Origin of the sequence: Streptomyces roseifaciens, from assembly GCF_001445655.1 — a bacterium.
Lineage (GTDB): Bacteria > Actinomycetota > Actinomycetes > Streptomycetales > Streptomycetaceae > Streptomyces > Streptomyces aureoversilis.
In genome coordinates, this window is sequence record NZ_LNBE01000003.1 from 2,464,554 (window position 1) to 2,488,164 (window position 23,611).

26 protein-coding genes and 1 pseudogene are annotated in these 23,611 nt (G+C 69.4%); 9 read left to right on the forward strand and 18 right to left on the reverse strand.

Annotation, left to right across the window (positions count from 1 at the left end):
* Positions 1 to 134 precede the first annotated feature (134 nt).
* The 12 genes from AS857_RS16380 to AS857_RS16435 all read right to left on the reverse strand — a co-directional run bounded on the left by AS857_RS16380 (position 135) and on the right by AS857_RS16435 (position 9,687).
* A complete protein-coding gene (locus tag AS857_RS16380) occupies positions 135 to 1,034 on the reverse strand; it encodes an endonuclease/exonuclease/phosphatase family protein (protein ID WP_245699922.1) in 900 nt (299 codons plus the stop codon).
* A gap of 139 nt (positions 1,035 to 1,173) precedes the next feature.
* The gene (locus AS857_RS16385; RefSeq protein WP_160330253.1) at positions 1,174 to 2,085 is read right to left on the reverse strand and encodes a CPBP family glutamic-type intramembrane protease; all 912 of its coding nucleotides are present in this window, start codon (positions 2,083 to 2,085) and stop codon (positions 1,174 to 1,176) included.
* Positions 2,086 to 2,142: 57 nt separating this feature from the next.
* The gene (locus AS857_RS16390; RefSeq protein WP_160330254.1) at positions 2,143 to 2,835 is read right to left on the reverse strand and encodes a class I SAM-dependent methyltransferase; all 693 of its coding nucleotides are present in this window, start codon (positions 2,833 to 2,835) and stop codon (positions 2,143 to 2,145) included.
* 59 nt (positions 2,836 to 2,894) lie between these two features.
* A complete protein-coding gene (locus AS857_RS40015; RefSeq protein ID WP_058043816.1) occupies positions 2,895 to 3,497 on the reverse strand; it encodes a hypothetical protein in 603 nt (200 codons plus the stop codon).
* On the reverse strand, positions 3,494 to 4,105 hold the full coding sequence (locus AS857_RS16400; RefSeq protein ID WP_144440852.1) for a hypothetical protein: 612 nt from the start codon (positions 4,103 to 4,105) through the stop codon (positions 3,494 to 3,496). The genes AS857_RS40015 and AS857_RS16400 overlap by 4 nt, the downstream gene beginning before the upstream one ends.
* Positions 4,106 to 4,363: 258 nt before the next feature.
* On the reverse strand, positions 4,364 to 4,876 hold the full coding sequence (locus AS857_RS16405; protein ID WP_144440853.1) for a helix-turn-helix domain-containing protein: 513 nt from the start codon (positions 4,874 to 4,876) through the stop codon (positions 4,364 to 4,366).
* A 29-nt stretch (positions 4,877 to 4,905) separates the two neighbouring features.
* Complete coding sequence (locus AS857_RS16410; RefSeq protein ID WP_058043819.1) at positions 4,906 to 5,214, reverse strand: hypothetical protein; 309 nt, start codon at positions 5,212 to 5,214, stop codon at positions 4,906 to 4,908.
* Between the two features lie 158 nt (positions 5,215 to 5,372).
* Positions 5,373 to 6,524: a glycosyltransferase gene (locus tag AS857_RS16415; protein WP_160330255.1), complete on the reverse strand. Its 1,152-nt coding sequence runs from the start codon at positions 6,522 to 6,524 to the stop codon at positions 5,373 to 5,375.
* Between the two features lie 337 nt (positions 6,525 to 6,861).
* Positions 6,862 to 7,590, reverse strand: coding sequence for an HAD family hydrolase (locus AS857_RS16420; protein WP_245699924.1), 729 nt, complete (start codon positions 7,588 to 7,590; stop codon positions 6,862 to 6,864).
* A 134-nt stretch (positions 7,591 to 7,724) separates the two neighbouring features.
* Positions 7,725 to 8,204: a helix-turn-helix domain-containing protein gene (locus AS857_RS16425; RefSeq protein WP_058043822.1), complete on the reverse strand. Its 480-nt coding sequence runs from the start codon at positions 8,202 to 8,204 to the stop codon at positions 7,725 to 7,727.
* Positions 8,205 to 8,264: 60 nt separating this feature from the next.
* Positions 8,265 to 8,687, reverse strand: coding sequence for a hypothetical protein (locus tag AS857_RS16430; RefSeq protein ID WP_058043823.1), 423 nt, complete (start codon positions 8,685 to 8,687; stop codon positions 8,265 to 8,267).
* A 73-nt stretch (positions 8,688 to 8,760) separates the two neighbouring features.
* Complete coding sequence (locus AS857_RS16435) at positions 8,761 to 9,687, reverse strand: hypothetical protein (protein WP_058043824.1); 927 nt, start codon at positions 9,685 to 9,687, stop codon at positions 8,761 to 8,763.
* 392 nt (positions 9,688 to 10,079) lie between these two features.
* Between AS857_RS16435 and AS857_RS16440 the strand changes: the two genes are divergently transcribed.
* The 3 genes and pseudogenes from AS857_RS16440 to AS857_RS37715 form a co-directional block, all read left to right on the forward strand.
* Entirely contained in the window at positions 10,080 to 11,423 is a 1,344-nt protein-coding gene (locus tag AS857_RS16440; RefSeq protein WP_245699939.1) for an NsdA family TPR-like regulatory protein, read from the forward strand.
* A 24-nt stretch (positions 11,424 to 11,447) separates the two neighbouring features.
* The gene (locus AS857_RS16445; protein WP_058043825.1) at positions 11,448 to 11,993 is read left to right on the forward strand and encodes a GNAT family N-acetyltransferase; all 546 of its coding nucleotides are present in this window, start codon (positions 11,448 to 11,450) and stop codon (positions 11,991 to 11,993) included.
* A gap of 48 nt (positions 11,994 to 12,041) precedes the next feature.
* Positions 12,042 to 12,293: pseudogene (locus tag AS857_RS37715) on the forward strand (TrmO family methyltransferase domain-containing protein); the annotation flags it as partial.
* Between the two features lie 106 nt (positions 12,294 to 12,399).
* Here AS857_RS37715 and AS857_RS42365 read toward each other — a convergent pair.
* Positions 12,400 to 13,512, reverse strand: a complete 1,113-nt coding sequence (locus tag AS857_RS42365) for a TauD/TfdA family dioxygenase (protein WP_107105628.1) — start codon at positions 13,510 to 13,512, stop codon at positions 12,400 to 12,402.
* Positions 13,513 to 13,608: 96 nt separating this feature from the next.
* On the opposite strand from AS857_RS42365, the gene AS857_RS16455 reads away from it, so the two are divergent.
* Together AS857_RS16455 and AS857_RS16460 are read left to right on the forward strand one after the other, a co-directional pair.
* Positions 13,609 to 14,895: a helix-turn-helix domain-containing protein gene (locus AS857_RS16455; protein WP_058043827.1), complete on the forward strand. Its 1,287-nt coding sequence runs from the start codon at positions 13,609 to 13,611 to the stop codon at positions 14,893 to 14,895.
* Entirely contained in the window at positions 14,892 to 15,767 is an 876-nt protein-coding gene (locus tag AS857_RS16460) for a phosphotransferase enzyme family protein (RefSeq protein WP_058043828.1), read from the forward strand. The genes AS857_RS16455 and AS857_RS16460 overlap by 4 nt, the downstream gene beginning before the upstream one ends.
* Before the next feature lie 211 nt (positions 15,768 to 15,978).
* On the opposite strand, the gene AS857_RS41450 is transcribed toward AS857_RS16460, so the two are convergent.
* The gene (locus AS857_RS41450; protein WP_338058266.1) at positions 15,979 to 16,341 is read right to left on the reverse strand and encodes a DUF1877 family protein; all 363 of its coding nucleotides are present in this window, start codon (positions 16,339 to 16,341) and stop codon (positions 15,979 to 15,981) included.
* On the opposite strand from AS857_RS41450, the gene AS857_RS41455 reads away from it, so the two are divergent.
* Complete coding sequence (locus AS857_RS41455; protein WP_245699944.1) at positions 16,252 to 16,443, forward strand: hypothetical protein; 192 nt, start codon at positions 16,252 to 16,254, stop codon at positions 16,441 to 16,443. The two genes, AS857_RS41450 and AS857_RS41455, sit on opposite strands and share 90 nt — an antisense overlap.
* A 265-nt stretch (positions 16,444 to 16,708) precedes the next feature.
* On the opposite strand, the gene AS857_RS16470 is transcribed toward AS857_RS41455, so the two are convergent.
* On the reverse strand, positions 16,709 to 17,635 hold the full coding sequence (locus tag AS857_RS16470) for a methyltransferase domain-containing protein (RefSeq protein ID WP_058043829.1): 927 nt from the start codon (positions 17,633 to 17,635) through the stop codon (positions 16,709 to 16,711).
* Positions 17,636 to 18,767: 1,132 nt separating this feature from the next.
* On the opposite strand from AS857_RS16470, the gene AS857_RS16475 reads away from it, so the two are divergent.
* Together AS857_RS16475 and AS857_RS16480 are read left to right on the forward strand one after the other, a co-directional pair.
* On the forward strand, positions 18,768 to 19,094 hold the full coding sequence (locus AS857_RS16475) for a hypothetical protein (protein WP_058043830.1): 327 nt from the start codon (positions 18,768 to 18,770) through the stop codon (positions 19,092 to 19,094).
* Between the two features lie 301 nt (positions 19,095 to 19,395).
* Positions 19,396 to 19,851 carry a hypothetical protein gene (locus AS857_RS16480; protein WP_058043831.1) on the forward strand — a complete coding sequence of 152 codons (456 nt, stop codon included), beginning with the start codon at positions 19,396 to 19,398 and terminating at the stop codon, positions 19,849 to 19,851.
* A 480-nt stretch (positions 19,852 to 20,331) separates the two neighbouring features.
* Here AS857_RS16480 and AS857_RS16485 read toward each other — a convergent pair whose 3' ends face one another.
* Positions 20,332 to 20,826, reverse strand: coding sequence for a DUF4265 domain-containing protein (locus AS857_RS16485; RefSeq protein ID WP_058044192.1), 495 nt, complete (start codon positions 20,824 to 20,826; stop codon positions 20,332 to 20,334).
* 310 nt (positions 20,827 to 21,136) lie between these two features.
* On the opposite strand from AS857_RS16485, the gene AS857_RS16490 reads away from it, so the two are divergent.
* The gene (locus AS857_RS16490; RefSeq protein ID WP_245699946.1) at positions 21,137 to 21,526 is read left to right on the forward strand and encodes a hypothetical protein; all 390 of its coding nucleotides are present in this window, start codon (positions 21,137 to 21,139) and stop codon (positions 21,524 to 21,526) included.
* 107 nt (positions 21,527 to 21,633) lie between these two features.
* Here AS857_RS16490 and AS857_RS16495 read toward each other — a convergent pair whose 3' ends face one another.
* Together AS857_RS16495 and AS857_RS16500 are read right to left on the reverse strand one after the other, a co-directional pair.
* Positions 21,634 to 22,227: a hypothetical protein gene (locus AS857_RS16495; RefSeq protein ID WP_058043832.1), complete on the reverse strand. Its 594-nt coding sequence runs from the start codon at positions 22,225 to 22,227 to the stop codon at positions 21,634 to 21,636.
* Between the two features lie 149 nt (positions 22,228 to 22,376).
* Entirely contained in the window at positions 22,377 to 22,871 is a 495-nt protein-coding gene (locus tag AS857_RS16500) for a hypothetical protein (RefSeq protein ID WP_058044194.1), read from the reverse strand.
* Positions 22,872 to 23,611 lie beyond the last annotated feature (740 nt).

The following is a 23,611-nucleotide window of genomic DNA, read 5'->3' on the forward strand; positions in this document are numbered from 1 at the left end:
CATGGCAGGCGTGCACGTCGTAGGCGGTGGTCACCTGTGCGGCGAAGGCCTTGGCGGCGGAGGGGCTCAGGCGCTGGTAGCGGGGGATGCGGGGAAGTTCCGGCGGATGTGTCATCTGGACTCTGCATTCCGGTTCAGGCGGCATGTGGTGCCGAGGTGGTCAGGGCGTGGCGGAGTGCGGCGAGGCTGAAGTCGGCGACGACCACGGCGTGGTCGGAGGCCTCCCGTACTTCGTCGGTGTCGATGACCTCGAGGCGGGTGAGGGCGGCAGCGACGTCAGGGGTGGCGTAAATGCGGTCGATCCGCTGCCGGGGGCCTTGGTCGGTGCGCCAGAGCGAGGCCGTTGCGGTCAGTGCCTGCGGCTGCTCGAGCGCGGTGGCGGCGTAGTACCCGAGCTCGACGAAGACGGGCGGGAGGCCATGGTGCTCGCCGGCGAGGATCTCGTCCGGGATGGTGTCACTGACCCGCTGCCCGTCGGCGGCAGTGATGGTGCGGTGTTCGAAGTGGCTGCGGTCGCTGATGGTGGACCAGTCGGGCAGCCAGTCCGCTTCGTCCGGGCGGTGAGGGTAGCTGTTGGTGTCGCCGCCGATGATCGCGGACATGCCGGGCTTGCCCAGCGTGGTCAGGCGCTTGGCCTCGGTCGCCCGCCGGGCGGGGTCGTGGGAGCACAGGTGGAAGGAGGCCAGCGACAGCGGCCGCGCCGTACCGTCCAGGCGCACGACGGGGTTGCAGACCGGGTGCCACATCCCGGTGACGTGCTCGTAGCAGGCGGCCGGCTCGCACAGGGCCGGGTCGAGGAAGACACCGGTGCGGTTGGGAGACTCGGGGGTGGCACCGACGAGGAAAGGGATCCGCCGGCCGAGGCGGGAGGCTTCGGCCCACAGTGCGCGCCCGCCGTTGCGGTGGGCACCGGTCAGTTCCTGCCGTAGTACAACGTGGGCTTTCAGGCGGGCGAGGAGGTCCACGCCCAGGTGCCAGCGGTCGTCACTCCCGTCACGGCCGATGCCATTGTGCTCACGGTTCCACGAGACCACGCGGAAAGTATCGGGCCCGGGTACGTTCACGAGATCCTCCAAAGCGGCGAGTGCCAGGGCGAGAGAGCTGGATGGGCTCTATGAGGCACGACCGTCCGCGGGCCACGGCCGTGCCCGGGACAAGCTGGCCTTCAGGGCCTCACGGGGCGCTGTACAGGAATCCGAGGGTGTCGAAGTACAGATGGGCGAGCAGGAGAGAGAGCAGGCGCTGGTAGCGCAGGTAGAGGAAGAGACATGCTGCCCCCAGGACGGCCATCGCGATCGCGGGGACGCCCATATAGAGGTGAACGGCAACGCGCATGCCCACGCTGAACGCATACACCGCCCACAGAGAACGGCCGGCGGTGCGGGCGAGGACAGTGACGGCACCGACGATGACCAGTTCCTCCAGCACGCTGGTGTAGACGAAGTTGGTCAGGGGATACAGCAGGCCCTTGGTGTGCCCCAGCACGTCGTCCTGGGTAGTCGTCATCGAGGGCAGAAGGCCCGGCAGATGATCGATGAGCACGTTACCGGCCCGCACACTCAGCCACGCAGCGCCGATCAGCCCTGTCATGGAAGTGGACCAGGCCCAGAACCGCTGGTCTAAGGAAGCGCGTGGGCGGCGGCTGCTGAGGACTTGCCGCGGCGGGATCCCCTGCTGGTGCAGGACGGCGAGGGTGAGCCATCCGGCCAGTGCCACGAAGGACAGATTGAACACGGCACCCCCGGCTTCTGAGGGCAGGAGGGGCGTCAGGCACGCCGTGGTGATCAAGGGCAGTGCCAGGTAGGTCCGCCAGCGGGTGGTGTGGGCGCGGAGGATGCGGAGGAGCCACAGGCCGGCTGCCAGGGAACTGCCCGACGGGACCGCAGGTGCCCAGCGGGCCGACGGTTCGCTGTCGATCAGCCCGCAGAGGCCTACGAACTGCGTGATCGCGACCCATAAGGGGGCGGCGAGGGTGACGGCGAGCAGCCCTGCCAGCGTGAGCAGCGCTCGTCTCCCGTGCGGTGCGCGCGTGGGAGCAGGTGCTGTTGCGGCAGCCGGGTTTGCCGGGGTGGTGCCAGAGGTCATGGGCATGTCCTTGCGCTCCGGGTGGACTGGGCTAGTGCATGAGGGGCGGGCGTGGTGTCAGCGGCGCAGAGCGCAGATGAGGAGGGCGGGTACTGCGGCGGCCTGGGGGTGTGCGGGGTTGGCCAGGTGGGCGAGGTGCTGGATGGTGAAGTCCCGTTCGAGCAGGGACGTCCACAGGTGCTGGCTGAGGACCCAGCGGGGGAGTGCCACGGTGGTGCCGTCGTGCTGGGGCAGCAGGGCAGGCGACGGCTGGGGGTAGGCGAGGGCCGGGGTGCCGTCGGCGTGCTCGGCCATCGTGGAGATCACCAGCCGGCCGCCGGGCCGCAGGGCTGTTGCGGCCGCGGGCAGCATCCGGGAGGGGCCGGTGAAGCACAGGGCCCCGAAACGCGAGATGCACACGTCATAGGCACCGGCCTGCTGCGCGAGGTGGCGTACGGCGTCCTCGGTCACGTACTGCAGCCGGGGCAGGTGGCTGAAGCGGCGGCGGGCGAGGGTGGTGGCGGTCGGGGAGCTGTCCACGCCCACGCCGTCGGCGCCGTGCTCCTGGACGAGGTGGGCGACGACGAGTCCGGTGCCGCAGCCGACGTCGACGACCTGGCGGCCGCGCACAGGGCCGAGGACCTCCGGCCCGGGCCCGTAGCTGTCGTACGCGTCCCAGAAGAACGGATCGCCAGGGGTGTGTGCGGCTTCGGCCAGGGCCCGCTGGTGCCCGTGGTCGGCCCATGGATCGGGCACTGTCGTCGGATTCATGCGGGTTGCAGTCCTTGAGGATGTGGTAGGCGGCTGTTGCGCCGTAACCGGCCGGGACTTCACAGGGATTCGGTGATGAGGGCGTGGAGGTGGGGGATGTGGCGGGCGGGGCGCTGCAGGAGGTGGACGTGGCGGGCGTTGTGCAGGACGGTGCCGGCGACGTCGCAGCCGATGGTGTCGCGGGCGTAGCGCATGACGTGGTCGGAGCGGGTGTGGCCGCGCACCCATGTCACAGGGGCGCTTTGGCGGGCGGCGTAGTCGCTCGTCCACCAGGTGATCAGGCGGCCCAGCCGGTCGTGCTCGGGGTTGGTGAACATCGCTCCGATGGTGAGGGCGGCTTCGCCTTGCTGTTCGGGGGTCCATCCCCAGGCGGGCGTATCGGGCAGGAGGGTGGTGACCCCGAGGGGGTGGGTGTCCTCGGTGAGTAGCCACACCCGCGGCTGCCCGTCCTCGGCAGCGCCGAAGGCAAGGAGCTGCATCACCTGGTCACGCTGCTCTTCGAGTTCGGTCTTGGCTGGTGGTAGCAGGTCGAGGAACTCGAGCCGGGAGCCGATCAGGCCGGCGACGGCGATCTGGTCTCTCTTCTCGGCTGGGCGCATGACGTACACCGGCCGGCCGACGCGAGCGATGGCGGGGATCGGCGAGGCTGCTGTGTGGTTCACGGCGCTTCTCCTGTGGTGTGAGCGGTGCGGATGGTGTCAGCGAGGCGGCGGGCCTGGGCCGGGGTGGCGTGGCCGAGGATGATCCGGTCGGGACGGGAGCAGGTGGAGCAGGCGGAATCAGCCATGGCATCGATGAACCCGCCGGTCGCCTGCTCCAGGAGAGGCAGCAACCGGTCGGCCAGCGCGTCGACAGCCTCCCGGCTGTCCAGACACAGCTCCTCGCCCTCCCTGCCCAGCAACCGGCACAAGCGCCCGGCGTCCTCAGCATCCAGCGCGCCGATCTCGATGCGGTCCTCGACCGCACGCACATCTCCGGCTGTGATGCCGGCCTGGGAGCAGGCGGTGCGCAGCTGGCGGGCGGCGGCCTGGGCCTCGGTCAGGTGGCCGCCGATCAGGGCGGCAAGCCGTTCGGCGTCCCCCGCCGTCTCCAAGGCGAGTTCCAGGGCAGGCTCGACCGCCACGACCGTACGCACATGCGCCCGGATCTCGTGACGCTCCAGCACCCTGTGCAGGGCAACAGCCAGACTCTCCACCGGCAGCAGGCTGTCGGTATTGGCGGGGGCGAGCAGAAGGTGGGGCGAGCCGTGCGCGGGAATCGTGACGGTCACCGCGGGGCTCTCCCCGCCGGGGGCCACGCGCAGGATCGGATGGGTGCCACTCGACCGCAAAGCCTCCACCAGAGCCCTGCCAGCAGCGGAACGAACGTCCCTGCTACTGGAGGAGGGGGCCGGTGGGACGGATCGGGTACTGCTCATGCCTGGAACGCTCCTCGGGTGCCGACGCATCTGGGATAGGGGGAAGGAAAGGGGGAGGTCATGGGCCGCTGCGCGCAGGGCACCGCCGTCTGCTCGGACAGGCCAGGGGGCCTACCCCGGGCACGGGGGGAGGCAGGGCGGCGAGTCTGGGGGAGGGCGTACTGACGGGGAGCGCTCGCTGAGGAGCCCCAATTGCCAGGCGAGGTGGATGGCATGGGCGGGGGTGCGGGCGTTCAGTTTGCTCAGCAGTGTCCCGCTGCCGGGACAGGGGCGGCCCCTGACGTGGTGGAGCAGCACGATCCGTTCGCCGGGGCTCAGCTTCGGCGCGCATTCCTCGCTGCGCGGCGGGGCGGGGAAGGACGGGTGGCTGTAGGCGGCATGTACCAGCGCGGGCATCCGCCGGGAGGACTCCAGCATTCGCGCCGCGGTGGCCAGGTAGGAGCGGATGGTGGAGGGCTTGAGCTGCAGCGCCTCGGCGGTCTCCGGCGCGGTCCTGCCGTGAGCGATGAGCGTGATCACGGTGCGGTGGGGGAAGCTGATGAACCGGGCCGCCTCCATTGCCTGCACCTCACCCGGCGACAGCACCCGTGCCAGGACCGCCGAGCACCATGCGGCGTGTGGCACGGCAGCCTCGACTCCGGACGGCGGCCGGGTCATCGCCTGGCCTTTCGCCCTGGGGAGGCAGTGCGGCGGGGCGGCACTGGCCGGGTTGTGGCCAGGGCCTTGTAGAGCTTGTTGGGGTCGGTGGTGCCGCCGGGGCGGACAATCCAGTGCAGGTCCCTGCCCGACGCTTGTGATCTGGGGAGCGGCAGTTCCAGGACTGCGCCGTTGCGCATCAGACGGGCGCCGGGCAGTTCCTTCCAGGCCAGGGTGGGGGTGAGGGAGATGAGGAAGGTCCAGGCGCCGCCGATGCCGGCGAGGACGGGTCCGGGGTCCGCTCCGAGCCGTGCCAGCGCCCGCATGCCGTCCTGCGCGGGGACTCTGACGGCATTCCACTCGATACCGCACGGCACCCGGTGCACACCCCCCAGTGGCATCCGGCGGCGGCCCGGATGCGCCGTGGCACCCCCGCGGGGAGCGGCACACAGCCGGTACGGATCAATCACCGTGGGAACGGCAGTCACCGGACCCTCACCCCCTCACGTCGGGGCGCGGCGCGCAGTGCAGCGCTGTCGGCTGCTGGTTCGTGACCGGTCGGTTGTTCGCTGGTGGCGGGCTGTTCGGCCAGCATGCGGAGGCCGGGGTGGGGCTGGGTTCCGGCTCGGGTCGGGCGCACCGCGCGGTAGGCGGAGGCTGCCCGGGTGGCCACATGGGCCCAGGACAGGGGGCCTTCGGCCAGGCGCCGGCCGCGGCGGCCCAGCGCCCGGGCCCGCGACGGATGCCCGTGCAACCGCGTGAGCAGGCGAGGGAGGTCGGCCATGGCGGACTGCTCGGAGACCAGCGCGAAGGACCACGTGCGGGGGAACCCGGCCAGTGCCTGGGGCGTGGCGATCACCGGCACTCCTGCAGCCATGTAGGCCAGGACCTGGGCCCGCATCCCGCAGGCCTCGCTGTGGCAGGCGATCCCGGCAGACGCCCCCGCCAGCACCGTGCCGAGGTCAGCAACCGGCCCCTGCAGCTCGAACCTGGGCACGGCTGGCGGCAGGCTCCGGGGGAAGCGGCCGTAGACGGCCACCGGTATGTCCTGCGGCAGGCGCGCATGGAGCGTCAGGAGGGCCTGGGCATTGCCGGAGCGGGTGAAGTCAGCGGCCATCACCACCGGACCGTCCTTCACCCAGCCCCCGGACACACGCCCGGGGGCGGCACCGGCGGGGACAATGCTCACCTGCCCGGCCCCGGCATCCACCGCGTGCCGCAGATCCCGGCCGGTCAGAGCCACCACCGCATCCGCCAGCCAGATCGCCTCCGCCTGCACCCCACCCGGCCCACCCGGGCCTCTGCCCGGCCGGCCGGTGCCCTGCTCGACGGCGTGCATCTCATGCACCAGCGACGCCCCCACGAGGTCGGCGAGCTGCCGCCCGCAGCGCACCACGAGGGCACTGTCATTCACGACGAGCACCTCCGGACGCCGCTCGAGCACCAGGTGCCGCAGGCGTTCGAAGCTGAAGTAGTCCTCGGGGGAGAGGCGGGTGCAGGGGAAGGGCCAGCCGGTGACTGGCGCAGGCCCGGGGCCGGGGCTGGGGTCATAGAGCAGGACCTCGACCTGCACGCCCAAGCCGCCTTCGGTCAGGTGCCGGTTGAGCTCCAGCACCCGCACCGCCGCCCCGCTCAAGGCCAGAGCACCAGCGAATCCATCAGTCGAGGCAATCACCAGCACACGCAGCGCCCGCTCACGCACCAGCAACTACCCCCACCCGGTCCAGCGCCAGGCAGACCAGCGGCTTCAGGTGGAACACGATCAGGCATATGGCAGGGGTGGGCGGGGGCCTCAGGCGTGGTGCAGGCATGACGTATTCCTTGAAGGTTGGTGTGTGACGGATGCGCTGGGGCGCACCGCGGCACGGATGACCGGGCACGAGGGTGCGGGGGTGGTGCGCCGTCTGGTGGTTCGGGCCCTGCCAGCGCGAAGCAGGACTTGGGGCTTCCAGCCGGATCGAAGAAGCGGGGAATCAGGTGCGCAAGGCGCCGACCGGGACCGGAGCGCCGGGGCGTGTCCGGCCGCGGGTTGCGGGTCGGTAGGCGGTGGACAGCAGCCAGTCGGCAGCCTCCACGACGGAGAGGGCGGTGTGCGTGGGAGAAGATCCGGTGACAGCGGTGCCAGCGAGGGGTTCACTGGAGATCCATACGGTGTCCAGCCCGGCACGCATACCGGCAAGGACATCCGTCTCGAGCTCGTCCCCGACCATCACCGCGGGCCCGTCACCGGCGTGGAGGGCATCGAGAGCGATGTGCAGCAGCGCCGGGTCGGGCTTGCGCACCCCGTACTCACCGGAGACCACGACGGCCTGCGGGAAGTAGGAGGAGAGCCGGGCTGTGCGGAGCTTGAGCCGCTGGGCGGCCGGGGCCCCGTTGGTCACCACCCCCAGCCGCCAGCCGCCCGCCATCAACCGGTCCAGAGCAGCACCAACCGCCGGCCGGTAGGGCACCAGCTCGGCCGACCGCCGCCGGTACTGCCGGTGCAGCGCCTCAACGGAGGCCGGGAGAGCGAAGGACTCCTTGAGCGCAGCGAAGAACTCATGCCGCATCTCCCCGAGTTCACGGTCGGCTTGATGAATGTCCTCCAGCGGTATGCCGTGGCAGGCGCTGAACTCGCCCGCCCAGCGCGCGAAGGCGGTGCGCTGATCGGTCAGCGTGCCGTCCAGATCGAAGAGGGCGACCTTGGATGCAGGGGTACACATTGCGGCTGGCTCCATACGGGGTGGACCGGGTGACAGCAGCGGACAGCGCCACCGGGAGATAGAGGAGGGACAGGAAGCGACTTGGGGACGGGCCGACAGGCCCGGGCCGCGTGCAGGTGCTGGGGCCGGATGGTCTACTCGTCCGGCGGCATGACGGTGTGCGTGACATCCAGCACCTGGTAGGCGTGCCCGAGCCATACCAGGTGCCCGGTGTTGCGGGCTGCGGCCCGGGCCATCAGGGCCTGGATGCGCAGGGATGCTTCGAGTTCGGACAGCCCCAGGAAACGGGCTATCTGCCGGGGCCTGGCCCGGGTGGCCACCGCCTGCCAGGCACGGCGCTCCTCCTCGGTGATCTCCCACGGCAGGACGAGCGGCTCCGGTGGCTGCAGCGCACCCGTCACGATCGCGGCATGGACCTTGACGGGTCTGCTGCGCGCGAGCAGCTTGTCACCGATGGAGCTCAGGTGGCGGGTGACCGTCCCCGGCTGCACGCCCAGGGCCTTGCCCACTTCTTCGTTGCTCAGGCCGTGGGCGACCTGCTGGATCACCGAGGTTTCCCGTGCGGTCAGCTGCGTGGTGTGAGCTTTGATGGAATGAAAGGCCCGGCCGGCCATCACATGACGCCTCTCTCAGGGGATGCGGACGAAGGGTGCTGCAGCTCGGTGCTGCTGTGATCAGGGCGTGCTGTCGGTGAGCTCGATCAGCGTGTGGATCATGTGGGCCAGGCGCCGCAGGCCCGGGAGCGTCGGTTGTGCCGATTGCCGTTCGGCGAGAACGTTCTGGGCGTGCATGAGGGTGCGGGTGGTGTGCAGCCCGGGATGCCGGGCATACAAGGTGTGCCGGGTCTGCAGCAGGTCTGCCAGGACGGGCAGCAGCTCGCCGGTGACTGCCGGGATGCGGGCGGGGCGGAGGGCGGCGTGCTGGCCCATGACCTCCTCCAAGAGGTCATACGTGCGCTCCTGGACGGCAGGCCTTGCCGGCGTGAGATGGCCGGACAGTACGGTCAGGATGCGCTGCAGAACGGCCGGGCTGTTCTGGCAGGCTGCCAGGGGAGTGTCCCACCCGGCGGGGGCGGCGGACGCGGTCGTGGTGGTCATGCCATGCCCCACAGGGCCAGCGATTCCACCAGCAGCAGCCCCCGCCCGTGCTGGGCGTCGTCGTCCGGGCTCATCATGCTGCCGATCGCGGCGACGAATGTCCGGTGGTGGTGTCGCCCCTGATGCTCGGGCTGACCTGCCACGTCATCTCACGATCAGCCACGGTGATACTGACTCGCACGGAGCGCCCTCGCCCGCACGCTTTGACCTGCGCATCGCGGGTCCGGTGGTCTCCAACCCATTCCAAAAGCAGCGCGCCGGTCTCCTGGGGGAGGAAGGAGGAGAAGGTTCTCAGGCTTGTGTGCAGCCACCGGATGGCCTGCACAGGGCTGGAGAGGTTCAGCTCCTCCCGCAGCACCTGCCGGTCCTCGGACGAGGTCACGTGCCCGGTGCGTTCACACACCCAGGACACGTGGGACAGGTCCGATGGCAGCGGGTGGGGCGGATCCCAGTCGACGGCCACACAGGAACCCTCCCGAGGCCACTCGACCCGCAACCGGGCCACGGCTGCGGACGTCCAGTCCTCATCCTGACCGCCCCGAGGGATCACGATTCCCTTCAGAGCAGCCTTGCCTGCCCGCCCGCGGTTCTGGCCGCCGGTGCGGGCGTGCCCGGCCGTCAGACGGGTGAGGACCTGCTGCAGCCGGCAGGCATCCGTCAACCGACCGCCCTGACCGTGCTCACCGTCGTCCCAGCGGATCCAGCGCAGCCCGTGCGGTGCCCAGGCCGTGCTCTCGCGAGGTGGCACGACCACGGCGGACCCCCGGCCCAGCACCACGGCCTCCTTCGGCAGGCGGGAGCCGTCGAGACGCCGGGCGGGCACGAAGAAGTAAAGCTGCTGAGCACCCTCGTCAACCAGCGGCGTACCGCCACTGCCCGGGGTTTCGGCCTCGAGCGCCGTGCAGGCCTGCAGCCCCAGACCGAGGGGGACGCGTACGGCGTCCCAAGTCTCGCCGGCGTCAACGGCACTGGGACTGCTGACATCGAGGGAGGCAATCACTGCCGACCTCCCCACCCCGTGGGGTACACCGACCGCCGGCACGTCGTGGTCATCACCGAGATCCCCTCCATGAGAGACCCTTCTGCTGTCTGACTGCTGCGAGGACGAGCGGCAGCGGTGCGGCTCGCAGCACGCCGCGCCTTTCTGGCCGCCGCCGTGGATTCGGACGGGCCGTCTCCGCAAAGCGAGAGGTCCGAGCCTGATGCCTGCAGGGAGCCATCTCCACCCCCATTCCTCCCCCGGACCTTCCCCGGATTGAGAGGGCAGTCCCCGGAGTTACCCCGGACCTTCCCCGGGTCTGCTAAACCCTGCTCGGGAAGGGAAGTTAGGAGGGTGCAGACGCTATTTTCGAAGGCACGGATCGTGCTGGGCCTACGGCAATGGGGGGCGCAATGCGCACACTGCTGCGGAAGCTGCTCGACGAGCGGGGGCAGCGCGATTACTCCGCCTTCTTGCCGCACTTCCGGAAGGCCGCCCGGGAGCTCGCGGACATCGAGGGCAACCCCGACCTCAGGAAGCTTGAGCCCGCTCTGAAGACCTTCGAGTACTGGTACTACGGCCAGCGCCACCCCCAGCGGGACGCCCGACGCGTGCTCACCCACATGTTCGGGCTGACCGTCCAGCAGCTGTGGAGCCCGGCGCCCGAGAGCACCAGCCAGGCCCTCCCGCCCGGGCCCTGCCCTGACGGCCGCGCCGACCCGGGCACGGTCCTCAACGAGATGAGAAGGACGGCACAAATGGCAGCACAGCGCGCAGCAGACTTCGTCATGGGAGCCGAACGAGGCCAGATCGGCCCCGAGACCCTCGGCCTCCTGGCCGACCGGGTGCAGTCGATCGTCGAGGACTACCCGCGGGTCCCCCTGCCGCAGATCTGGGACGAGATCGCACGGACCCAGGACGAGGTGTTCCGCCTCCTGGAAAGCGGCCGGGTCGCACGCCCGGCGCAGATCCGCGAGCTCAACATCCTCGCCGCGATCCTCTCCTTCCACATGGCCAAGGGCTCGCACGACATAGGCGACGCGAAGCTGGCGATGTACCAGGCCCGCGCCGCCGGCCTGTGCGCCCAGCACGCCGAACACCCCGGCCTCATCGCCCTCACCTACGGCCTGAAGTCGCTCATCACCTACTGGTCGAACAAAGCCACCGAGGCCCTGCACTACGCCCGCCAGGGAGCTGCCGAATGCCCCGGCGTGCGCGGCACGGTCATCGTGTGGCTGGCCGGGCTGGAAGCCCGCGCCGCTGCCCTCCTCGGCGACGCCGAAGCCGCACAAGCCGCCATCCGCCGCGCGCACGAACTCCGCGACCGTGTCGTGGCCGACGACCTCGACAATCTCGGCGGCCTGCTCCTCTTCCCCGGCAAGAAGCACCTGTACTACACCGTGGAAACCCGGGTGCTCCTGCACGACGGCACCACCGGCACCGTCGCCATGGCCGAGGAAGCCGTTGAGGGGTTCGCCGACCACAACGACCCGCACTGGGCCTTCGGCGACCAGGCCGGAGCCCAGTGCAACCTTGCCCTGACCCGCCTCCACGCCGGAGAGATCGACGGAGCCGCCGAAGCCATCCGGCCCGTCCTCGACCTCGCCCCCGCCCTGCGCAACCGCGGCATCGTCGTTTCCGCCAACCGCGTCCGCGCCGCCCTCCCCACAGGCACCGCCCGGGAAGCCGTCACAGCCCGGGACCTGCGCGAGGAGATCGAGGCCTACAGCCCCGGACAACTCGCCCTTCCCCGCTGAACTGCGCGGGTAGAGTCGCTGGACATGTACCCGGTCAGCCGCCGCAGCCAGCGCCTGGAGCTCCGTGAGCTCACCCGCAACGACACCGACGCCGTCCACGCGATCTACGGCAGCTCGAAAGCAACCGAACACCTCAGTTTCGAGCCCCGCACCCGCGACCAGGTGGACCAACTCGTGACGCGGTCGATCACCCTGGCAAGCTCGGAGCCCCGCGAGGAGTACGCCCTCGCCATCACTGCACGCGAGACAGGCAGCCTGATCGGCTTCGGCCGCCTGGCCACCGATCCCCACCAGCAGCGCGCGGCCACCTTCGGCTTCGCGCTGCGCCCGGACGCGTGGGGCGTCGGCCATGGCACCGAGACCGTCCGACTCCTGCTTGGCCTGGGCTTCGAAGAGCTGGGCCTGCACCGGATCTGGGGCGCTCGATCGCCCCTCAATGAGGCCTCCGCTCGGACGATGCGCAAAGCCGGCATGAGCGAGGAAGGACGCATCCGCGAGCACATCTGCAAGGGCGGCACATGGCGCGACTCCATCGTCCACGCCATGCTCGACCACGAGTGGAGGCGCTGAAACTGACACACACGTTGCGGGGAGCCGCACGTTCCCGGCACGAAAGGCCGGCGGCCGGCCACCGGTACCTTCGTCCACCGCAACCACCGCCGCCCCAACCAGCTCGCCCTCTCCTTTCCCCGCCTCCTGCACGTACAAGGCCGCGACCTGCACGTCACCGACCTCGACGCCATCGACGGCACCCCGATCGTGGACCTCGCCCCCTACTTCCCGCAGATGGGACCCCGCAGCGCCGTCACCACCCCCGGCTGGCCGGCAGAAATGCTCCGCCACTACTGGGACACCCCCACCCAGCGCTGACAGCCCCACCACCGCACGCCCGGCAGCACGCGGACCTCAACACACCGGAGGCTCGGACTCGCATCCCGCATCGTGCTCCCGAGGGAGCACCCCGCCGCCGCGGCGCTCACAGCCCACCCCGCACGACCAGAGGAGCGGGACGGAACCCGTTGGGCAGGGAGTGTCCCGGCTGTGCCGCGCCGACCGCCTGGACGAGACGGAACGGCCTGGTGCAGGGCATGCGCTGGGAGGCCCACCGGTGGTTGTCCAGGAGAAGGCCCTCGCCCGCCCGGAGCCTGACCTCAAAGGCCGCCGTGTTCAGGGCGGACCGGAGGTCAGCAAGGCGTGCAGCGGCCGCCTCGTGCCAGCGGACCGGAGCGTCCAGGCCCAGGCGCAAGGCCACATTCCCGTCCTTGTGGTGTGCGAAGAGCGGGCCGCGCACGCCGCCAGTGCCACCGAAGAGAGCCGCAGAGTCGTCTGAGAAGACAGCCGCCGCGGCCGGAGAACGCCGCTGCAGCTCGTGGTACAGCCGTCGCCCGTCCACCAAACGGTAGGAGACACCGTTCGCGGGAGCCCGCAAGCAGGCCAGTACTACCAGCCGGGGCGGGTTCTCAAGGTCATACCCGGTGGTCGACAGGCCCGCTGGCCCGCGGCCGGTGGGCGCCACGCCGTGGGGCCGCTGCCCCCGGAGGCCGGCAAGGGACGACAGCCCGTCCGGGCCACTGTCCCTCTGCCGTTCCATGCGCATCACCCGCGGAGCAAAACGGGCCACAGTATCCCTGTCGGCCAGCCCCTCCAACCGGACGATTCCCCCGCCGCGTACCCCGGCGGCGCACCGCTGGACATCGCCCGGGCGTAAGACCCGTACGAGGTCGACAGGTACAGCCGCTCTGGCGGGGGCATGGACGAAGGTTCGGGGGAGGGGCATGGCGGCATCACTTTCCCGAGGTCGGACCTTGCTGCTGCGCTGCCCTCCCGGGAGGCAAAGGCCCAGACGCGCATGGTCAAGGAGCTGGAGGAGAAAGAAGCAAGGGGAGGCTGGCGATATCCAGCCACCCGCCAACCATCCACCGGCGTACGCCGGTTGCGCACATTCGAATACGTAATACGGTGAGTGAATCTCGCTATGGCACGATCGGCGCCACAACCTGGTGGCGCACCGGCGGTGGCGCTGACCCGGGGCAGCCAGACAAGGGGGGGACGTGTGAACGGGCGACGACGCTGCCGGACATGCAGCCATGAGCTCAGCCGGTACAACCCAGACGATCACTGCGCCGCCTGCAGCAGCCAGCCGGCCCTGCCAGCCGGTGCAGCGCGACGGGACCTGCCCGCCGACGTGTGGGAGCACAGGGACGTACGCGAGGCTCTTGCCGCGTTCGACTTCGGAGCCTTATGCCGCCTGCTGCGCCGGTACACCGGCTGGCGGCAGAGCGACCTTGCCGCCCTCCTGGGAATGAATCAGGGCATCTTGTCGCAGATCGAACGGAATGTGCGGCGCCTGACGGACATCGACAAGATCCGCGCCTTCCTCCAGGCTCTCGGAACCCCGCCGGAACTATCCCCCTTACACCCCCGCTCCCAGCCCACCACACCCCCTCCTCCCGGCGCCTCTGACCTCACCGCCCGTGCCGCCGCCGACTCCCTCGCCTTCACCCAGCAGATCACTCCAGGCAATGTCGACGACCAAGAGCTGGAGTACCTGTCCCTGGAACTCAGCCGCATCGCCATCGCCTACGTACACAGCCCCGTGCTCCCCCTCTTTACCGACCTGCTCATCGTCCGGGACAGGACCTTTCACCTCATCCAGGGCCCCCAGCGCCCCACGCACCGCAGCACCCTGCTCATGCTCGCCGGGACCGCCTGCCTGCTCCTCGCCCACGCCTCCCAGAACATCGGGGACGACCGGTCCGCCCTCGTGCAACTGCACACCGCCTACTCATGCGCCGACCAGGCCGACCACAGGGGACTCAAAGCCTGGGTCCGCGCCACCTACGCACTGTTCGCCGAATGGTCCCCCCGCCGCCGGCAAGCCCTGACCTTCACGCACCAGGCCTGGGACCTCGCCCCGCCCGGCGACTCGCGCATCCGCATCGCCGCCATCGAAGCACGCACCGCAGCACGCCTCGGCGACCACGACCGCGCCCTGCACGCCCTGGCACGCATGCACACCGCCCAGGCCGAAACCCCCGTCCACGACGAGCTCAGCGAACTCGGCGGCATCCTGACCTTCCCCCGGGCCAAACAGGAATACTACGAAGGAGCCGTCCACAGCCTCCTGGAAGACCACACCACAGCAGAACAGCACGCCTCCGAGGCACTGCGCCGCTACGCCGTAGGCCCCGCAGAGCAGCGGTCGTACGGCGATGAAGCCCTTGCCCTGATCGACGTCGTCACCGCACGCCTGGCCCTCGGCGACCTCCACGGCGCAAGCGAGCTGCTGGAGCGCATCCTCACCCTTCCCCCCACGCTCCGCATCCAGCAGCTCCAGGACAGACTCCACCGCGTGCGAGCGATGCTGCAGCATCCCGCCCTCCGGCACAGTCCTGCAGCCCGGCAACTGGCCGAACTCACCCGCGGGTATGAAGTCATCAGCACCCACACCCCGATACCGTCCTCGCGATGACGATCACCACCACGCGACCAGAAGACGCCGCCCGCGCCGCCAGCCTCACACACGGCCTGGACGCGCGTGACCTCACACCCTTGCGCGCACACGCCACCTCCGTCTACCACCTGCCCCACGAAGCCGCCGTCGCCAGGGTCAGCCCCCTGACCAAACAAGAAGCCGTCACCCGAGGCGTCACCCTCACACACTGGCTCGCAGCCCAGGGCTACCCAGCCACCGAGCCCCTGCCCCTCCAGCCCACACCACACGGCCCCTACCTCGTCACCTTCTGGCACCACTACCCGCAACACAGCCGACCCCAGCCAACCCCCGAACACCTCGGCCACCTGCTGCGCCTGCTCCACGACCTGCCCCCGCCGCCGGCGGCCCTACCGGTCTACCAGCCGCTCGCCCAGCTGAGCGCCACGGTCGCCCGCAGCAGCTACCTGACCCCGGACATACGCACCTGGCTCACCCGCACCATCACCGAACTCCTGACCGCCTACCGGAAGCTGCACTTCCCCTTGGGTACCGGACTCATCCACGGCGACGCCTACCCCGGCAACACCCTCTGGGACGGCACATCCGTGCGCCTCGGCGACTGGGACGAAGCCGCCACCGGGCCACGGGAACTCGACCTCGCCAACACGCACCAGGGAGTGCGCTTCGGCCGAACACCTACGGCCATCGAAGCATTCACCAGGGCCTACGGCCACGACCCACGCGGCTGGCCAGGACTTCCCGTTCTGATCGCCATGCGCGACCTTCACACCCTGGGCTCGTTCATCAGGCGCGCGGACACCGGTGACCCCCACGCCACCCGGCAGCTCAAGCATCGCCTCAGCACCCTCTGCACGGGGAGCACCACAGCACGCTGGGACACCTTCTGAGCCCGGGTGCGGCCAGAGGAGCTGCATCATTCCGCTGAACGCCGCCTGGCACACAGGAAGGGAAAGCGAGTCGGCGCCGGCCCGGCGAGGAGGCGCGCCTTGACGGGCTTGCCACCATTCACCGGGCGAGAGGGGTGTGGACGTAATTCCCCGGTGGAAGTTCACGTAATTCCCCAGCTGCTGACATGAGCCGACGGGGAGGCGGTCCGTGTCAGTCCCACCAGAGCACGACGAGAAGCCGCTGCTGGGATGCGCCAAGGTAGAACTTGCGCAGGGCGTTGAAGTGCCCCAGCAGGTACTTCTTTGGGCCACCGACGATCTCGTCTGCGCCGTTGCCGATCAAGGAGGCGGCCTCTGCTTCGTCTGCCGGGAGGGCGGCCAGGAGGGCCGGAAAGTCGATCTCTCCGAGCAGTTGCGCAGCGCGAGCCACTTGAGCTGCTGAGAGGGCCGTGGGGGCCGGCCCGAAGGGGGCGATGGTATGCGGATGCGTGTTGAGGAAGGCGAGGTCGATGGCAGTCTCGCCCTCGAGAGCCTGCCGGAGACCATTCCGGTGGACGTCATCGAGACCTCCCAGCTCGCAGACCCGTTCGAGCAGGAACGGTGCCCAGTCCAGGTCGAGTACATCCGCCGACGGTGGATCCCAGAGACGATCTCCATCCGGCGACGCGTCAGCTGACTGGCGGCAGGAGTCGAGTTACTCCGCCGGGATGCGGGCGAGCTGCTGAGTGATGGCCATGACGGCAGTATCCCGACGGCGTCCACCAGTTTTCCCTACAGGGGCCGGCGCCGCCGTGCTACCCGAAACGTTCACCGCCTTGCACTCCACTGTGCCTCGCTTCCGCCAACGCCGTCTCGCCCTCACTGCCAGGGTCACCGAGCGGGATATCCATCTCTGGGGCTGGGACCAAGAGCCGACGTGCACTCCAGAACGCTGCGGATACTCACCACCCGACAAGCTCGCCGGCCCAGCCCCGGCGCGGGCTCGCGCCGTCGGCGACGGCGGCAATCCGCTGGTCTTCTTGGCCTGCCGCCACCTGCAGGTCCCTCCACTGCGTGGCCTCAAGGCCGGAAGGCCAGCCCAAGTCCGCGTAGGGACGCCGCGGCCGCTGGCCGCGTACCCGCATGAACTCCACCTGCGCCACGGCAGCGCCTGCCGCGGCTCCGTGCCCGTCACCGATGAGGCGTACCAGAAGGTCGTAGCCGAACGGGCTGTCGAGCGGAGTGACCAGGACGCCACCCGGCTTCAGCTGCCGCAGCCAGGCACGGGGGATCCGGCGGACCGAAGCGGTGGACACGATGCGGTCGTACGGCCCGCCGCCGGCATGGCCTTCCTCGCCGTCGCCCATGATGACCCGCGGGTTCACTCCCGCGGCGCGCAGCCGGTCCTCGGCGCGGGCGGCGAGGCGGGAGTCGATCTCCACCGTGACGACGCCGGCGTCACCCGCTCGGTGAGAAAGGAGCGCGGTGGTGTAGCCGGTGCCTGTGCCGATCTCAAGGATGCGCTCACCGGGCTCGGGGGCCAGGTGGCGCAGCAGCTCGATCACCACGCCGGGCGAGGAAATACTGGAGGTGAACACGCCGTCTGCCGGCCCGGTGGGGAGGACGGCACCGTCGTCGATCTGGGTGATGAGCGCGGCCCCGGGCTGGTATACCGCCTTGAGCCAGGCGCGCGGCTTCACACTCCGGTCGATCAACGGATAGCGGCCGTCGCCGGTGCGGGCGGGCCACCACACCCGGTCAGGAACGAACGCCTCCCGGGGAACATCCAAGAACGCCTGACGGAGCCAGGAACACCCGGCAAACCCCCGGGGACTCTGACTCATCTCGCGCGCGCAGCGAGTGCGCAGGCCCTCGGCGGACATCACCATCGCGCGGCCTCCCTCAGTCGTCTTCGAGATCGGTGTCGTCCGGTTCGGGCATCGGATTGCCAGGATCTCCCGGACTCGAGTACGGCCCGCCGACCTGCCCATCCCCTGACTGCCGGTCTTCCCCAGCCATCACACTCCTCCCACCCGGGCCCATCACTGCACCATCCATCACCATAGGCGCGAACTCGGCCCTCCCGAGGGGACTTTGCGATGTGTGACCAGAACCGGCAGGGCTGTCCCGTGGTATTCGTGTCGAAAATCTGAGAATGCGCTACCCGAGCGGAACTCTGTTCCCCGACGGTCAGGGGCTGGCACCGCCGCGTCGGCGGCGGCCTGCGGGAGGGAGGGAGGGAGGGAGAAGCCATGGCCACCCCGCCCCGCCGGCGTGTCCTCACAGTCCTCACACAGTCTGGCCTGGTGACCTAACGCCACAGATCCGCACCATTGCCCCCACTCGGGTCCATCGTCAAGAGGCCTTCATGAAGACCCGAGAGGGCGGTCGGTGGGACATCCCTCCTCATTGGATTCCATGACTGTCCAGCTGACATCGACCCCCAGCACGTCCGTGTCCCTGCCGCAGTCGAGCTTGTCCACCGCGGCGGATACCGCTTCGTTGAATGGTGAAGTAGTTGACAGAATGGGCGAGTTGGGGTGTCTGGTGTTGCGGATGAGAGGGTGGGTGTGCGACAATGATTAGGCGGTCCTGGCCCGCGCATGCGGGGCTCCAGGTCCAGCTTTTACCCCAACCTTTCAGGTTGGGGTTTCTTTTTCGGCTCGCGTCTCCTGCATCCGTTTGCTGCACTGACTCTGCAACGATTCTCTGGGCGGGCGCCAGCTGTATGTGTTCCGGGTTCCCGGAGTGGCGGGGTGAGGGACCCTTTGGCTCATGCATCACCCTCTCGCTATCGGCCAGATTCAGCCCGAGCCCGGCCGCGTGCCTCCCGGGCCTGAGCGGACCAGGGGGACCGCCGGGGATACCAAGAGAGCGGTCGTGATCTGCCGTTCAGCTCCCGGCCAGGACTGCAGGCCCGCGGCCCTGATAGCCGACAGCGATTGTCAGCGCGCCCTGATATTCGTTTGAGAGCCATGGAGCTATCGACAGGGCTGACGTCCTGGGAACGGAACCTTTGAGATGACACTGCCCACACCCGAGTCGCGCCTTGAGCAGGCCACCGCCCTTCTCTCTCAGGTCATCGACGTCGTGTACCGGGAAGGCAACCGGAGGTACAGCGCCCCGTATCTGATGCTGCAGGACATCCGCGACGTCCTCACCCGGCAGGAAGGCGGGGCCGAGACGGCACTGAAGGACGCAGCTGAGATGTTCCCGATGCTCTACTCGGCGCCGCGGGACGGCTTCTCCGAGTTCCATGTCACACAATGCGACCCGGACCAGCGGGCAGAAGAGAACCGCAAGTTCAGCGCGATGGTCGACGACCTCCGTGCGGCGCTCTATGGCTGATACCCCAGCTCCCGGTGCCAGCACGCGAAACCGTCCTGCCGGCGTGGCGCACACGGGCCCGGGCGCGGCCGCGCAGGGCATGCAGCTCCCCTCCACAGGTGAAGGCCGGCGGCGACCGGTGCGCAGCCGCGTACGCCACGGCAGCCCGTCCTGCGCTGACTACGGCTGCCGGCGCACTGAGTGTCTGCGTGCCGCGCGCCAGGCACGCTCGCGCCGTGATGCCGATCGCGCGGCAGGCCGCCGGGCCCACGTCAGCTCCGCTCCGGCAGCTGCTCACCTGAACCGGCTGCGTGAAGCCGGTATGTCCGCCGGCGACATCGCGGCGCGCTCCGGCGTTGCCGACACACTCGTGCGCCGGCTCCTCCGGCCGGAGGAAGCGCGGCGGCCGCCCAGGATTCTCCGGCCGACGGAAGAGGCACTGCTCGGGCTCGCCGTCCCCGTCGCACGGACAGGCCCCCGCCTTCCCGGCCGGGCCCCGGCTGCTGGCGCAGCAGCCCGTCTTCAGCAACTCGCCGAACGCGGCTGGCCCGCCACCTACCTGGCCCAGCAACTCGGAACCAGCGTCTACACCCTCGCAGAAATCCGCTACCAGCGCCGTCGCCACATCGATCTGCGCCTGGACCAGATGATCCGCCTGCTGCACCAGAACCTTGTGTCCACGACTCCGGCCCGCCGCGGGATCCCTCACGGCCACGCCCTGCGCGCCCGGATAGCCGCGTCCCGTACGGCCGCAGGAGCTCGGCTTCCCGCCTCATAGCGGGCGAGTTCGTCGCGTTCTTTGCGCTTCACGCACGTCGGGAAAAACTGGCGGCCCTATACGACGTGCGAGAGGCGCAGGGCCGCCCGTTGCCCGCGGGTCCTGTCCGCCGCGGGCAACGCGACCTTACGACGACCTGCCCGTCCGCGCTGCCCGGCCTCGCCCAACCGGGTGTGTTGCCCACACAGAGACTCGTTGCGGACGACATGACCTCGTCCAGGCGACCGACCGGGACCGACAGCGCCCAGCCTGCCCGCCATGGCCCGCTCACGGAACGGGACCGGGAATGTACGGCCGGCGTTGACGGCAGCGAGAGCCACCTTGCCGGTCGCCCCTCAGGAGTGGGAGAGGGATCGGGTGCCAGCCCTCAGTGCGCGCATGGCGATGCTTGTTCGACGATCAAGCAGGTCATGTACGGCCGATCCCTGTTCCGCCTTCTCCACAGTGTCCGGCCGCAGACCCCGGGCCGCTCGGCGGCGCTCAATCGTTCGCAGTTCCTGAACTGCCTCTCCAAGCGGCAGTGACGCATCCCTCTTCCCAGTGCCACCAGCCTTTCTCGTCACCGTGTTCCAAGAGCTTGCGGATGCGCTGGAAGTCTGCTTCCGGTGGGACGTCCAACGCGACCATCCGGAACTGCTCGATGCCCTCGCCGGTTGTGCCGAGCCGGTGGAATGTCTCCAGCACGGTCTGCCGGGCCGCAGCCGAGCCGCCGTCCCTCAGCACGATCAACCGGATGGTGCAGTTCTCCGAGGCGTGAACGGTCTCCCCGGCCCAGCGCAGGCCGTCATCATCGATGTCCACGCGAATGACATCGCCGCTCGCCACCCCACGGACGAACCACGGAGTATTGTCGAGACGCACCGTTCCGTCGCCGAGATCCACTGCCCACAGACTCTCGACGCTCGCCGGCGGCCAGCCGTTCTCGTCCACCTCCATCCGGAAGTGGACCTTCACGTGGGCGTCGCTGAGGTTCATCACCGGGCCATCATCCACGCGGACCAACAAGACGAAACCGCGGGGGTGCGCCAGCCAGCCCCGCAGTTGCCGGCGGGGGTATGGCGGCGCACCTGAAACAGAACATGGTGTGCACATGCGCCTCGGTGCCGCCTGAGCTCCATACACGCGCCAGGCCGCCCAGATGCGCCCGAGGTCGGCAGAAGCAGCACGGGCAGCGTCGGCGAGATCCAGACCCGGGGTCGGCAGATGCGTCTTGACGGGCGAGCATGCCCTGGCGCTGGCAGCCGCTCACGTCTCGGTGTCAGTACCCTGCGCCATGATGATCACTATGGACACCGAGATACTCATCCACATCTGGCAGCAGCTTCTCACCGACCCCCGCAAGTCGTGGGTGCTGTTCGAACACGGCACGTGTGTCGTGCTACCCGCCCCGGACGACGACCTTGCGGAACAAGCCACAAAGATCCTGAAGGAATTCGGCCCTGTGCACGCCGGGGCACCGGCAGGAGACTTCGCAGTGATCGACCTCAGGGACGCTGAAGGATGGGCCGTCACCGGGCACCACCGCGACATCCTCACCTACGTCGGCCCTGATGAGCCGGGCGAGCAGTCCGAACTCGCTGTCGGCCTCTGCGGACGCTCCAAACGCGATCAGGACGGAGCGGAACTTCGCATCATCCACGTCGAGGACAAACGCATCCCGGCAGACCTGGCATAACTACCAGCGCCTCCCTCCGCGGTAGCGCATGCCCTCGTGGGGGAAAGGACAGCACAGCGGCCCCCTCCGCCATCTCCCCGGCCCGGTACCAGCGTCGTCTCTGGCCGCTATGCCGGTTCGGAAGACCCAGCGGGCACCTGCTCTGGCCCAGCCTGCTCCGCTGCGCCCTCGTGGGCGACCATGCTGTAGGTGACCGACCCCTTCTGCTTGGCGCGTTGCACCCTGCCCCGGGCGACGAGCCCTTCCAGCGTGTTGCGCAATACGGTCGCCTGCACCTTTCGCGCTGGATGAGCTGCGATCACGCCGTTGGTGATCTCAGCAACGGACTGCGGACCCTGCTGCCCGGTCAGGTACGACAGCACGATCTCACCCCATGTGGCCTCCGTCCGGCCTACCTTCACCTCGGGGCGAGCGGCGCGCGCACGCGCAGGGGCTTGCGATGCGCGCGGCCGGGGAACCTTCACGCTCTTCTTCCGGCCGCCGGGGCGCCCCGAAGATACCTCCACTACCGTGGCCGGAGCGCTGGTGAGGGCGCTCTGCATCTGCAGCAGTTGCCGATGGTCGGCTTCCAGCGTCTCCAGGCGCTGCTGCAGTCCAGCGATTTCCTCACGGACCTTTTCTCGTTCCTCGGATACACGCGCGATGTCCGCGGTGATCTGAGCCGTGTACTGGTCTGTCAGGGAAGTGGCAGTGTCAGACATGAGGCTGTCCTCGCTCCGGTTGCCCAGTGTGAGCCGCGATGCTACCCCTGCACGGCCCGCCGGGCACCGGGATGGCAAATGGTGATCAAAAGCCGCTCACCCGCCACAAGCGTCCCAGGGCCAACGATCCCTGTTACCGGGCCTTGAGCTCAGCGGCTGGTGCGGTGTTCATAGACCGTCAGCGTCAGAGCGCTCACCGCCGCCTGAGCATCCTCGACGTCCTGGCCCCGGTCGATGGCTTCCAGTGCTCCGGCCGCCGCAACCCGCACCCGCAGCGGCAGGCCGTCGTAAGCACAGACCCGGTAGGCGAGAGTTCGGCGGGCTTCGCGTTCCTCCTCACGTACCCCTGCAGGGGTCAGAGGGGAAACGGCCGCCTGATAGGTCGCGATGCTCACCAGGACCGCGTCGGCTATCCCCTCCGCATACCCATCAGCCAGGACAGCCTCGTCCCCGAAGAAGGCCGCCACCTGGCGCCGGGCCACCAACGACCCGATCCCCGCACCCAGGCCCGCTACACCCGCGGCGATCAACCCCGTCAGCCGGCCGTCCAGCAGAAGACCGAAGCAGGCTCCGCCCGCCGCTGCACAGGTCACCAGCACGAACGTGACCAGCAGATGTATTCGGGCGCCGAACTGGGACATCATGCCCAGCAGTATGCACACGCCCCCCGAGCCCTCAACAAACATGCCAGCGGCAATAACGCTCCAACGAGGACTGAGGCACTCAGGGAGCGTGACGCTCGCCAGGTTCCTTTTCTAGCCGAAAGTGATTCTTTGGCGTGGACCGCATCCGGTGCTGGGGATTGTGCCTCCCCAGGCGCACACCTTGAAGTGAACACTCCGACGATACACATTCTCTGCAGGGCGAATATCGAAGTCCCCGGTACCTGAAACACGGACAGTAGGCGCCTCGGCAGGCGCGTCGTCGCAGAGGTTGGAGCTGACCTTGTAACCACGGGTGTCCGTGGAGGAGTCGCCCGACAGTGTCAAGAACCCACCCCAGAGCACCGAGGCGACGGCAGCACCCGCCACCACCGGCACCCAGCCACGTCTCCACACGGGTGTCGTGGTTGCGGCAGGGTCGGAGGGCGGGGCCGGGGGTTGTCCGTGCGGGGCGCTCGTCTGCTGATGCGGCATGTCCATGATCTGAAACCTACACAGATTGCCATCACAGGCGTCGGTGTTAACTTCCCGCAGAGCGCCCTCACAGCTTCCCTGTGAGGCTCCGGGGAGTCCGGATGCTGGCCACTGAGCCGGCGCGGTGACGCCGTGGCGAGGGGCTCCGGGGTGCCACGGCCGTTGCCTGGGCTGCAGTGCACCCGGGCTGATGTGGCGGTTGACGGAAGGTGCGAGCGGCCATCCGTTTGCGGTCACTGCTGCGCGCC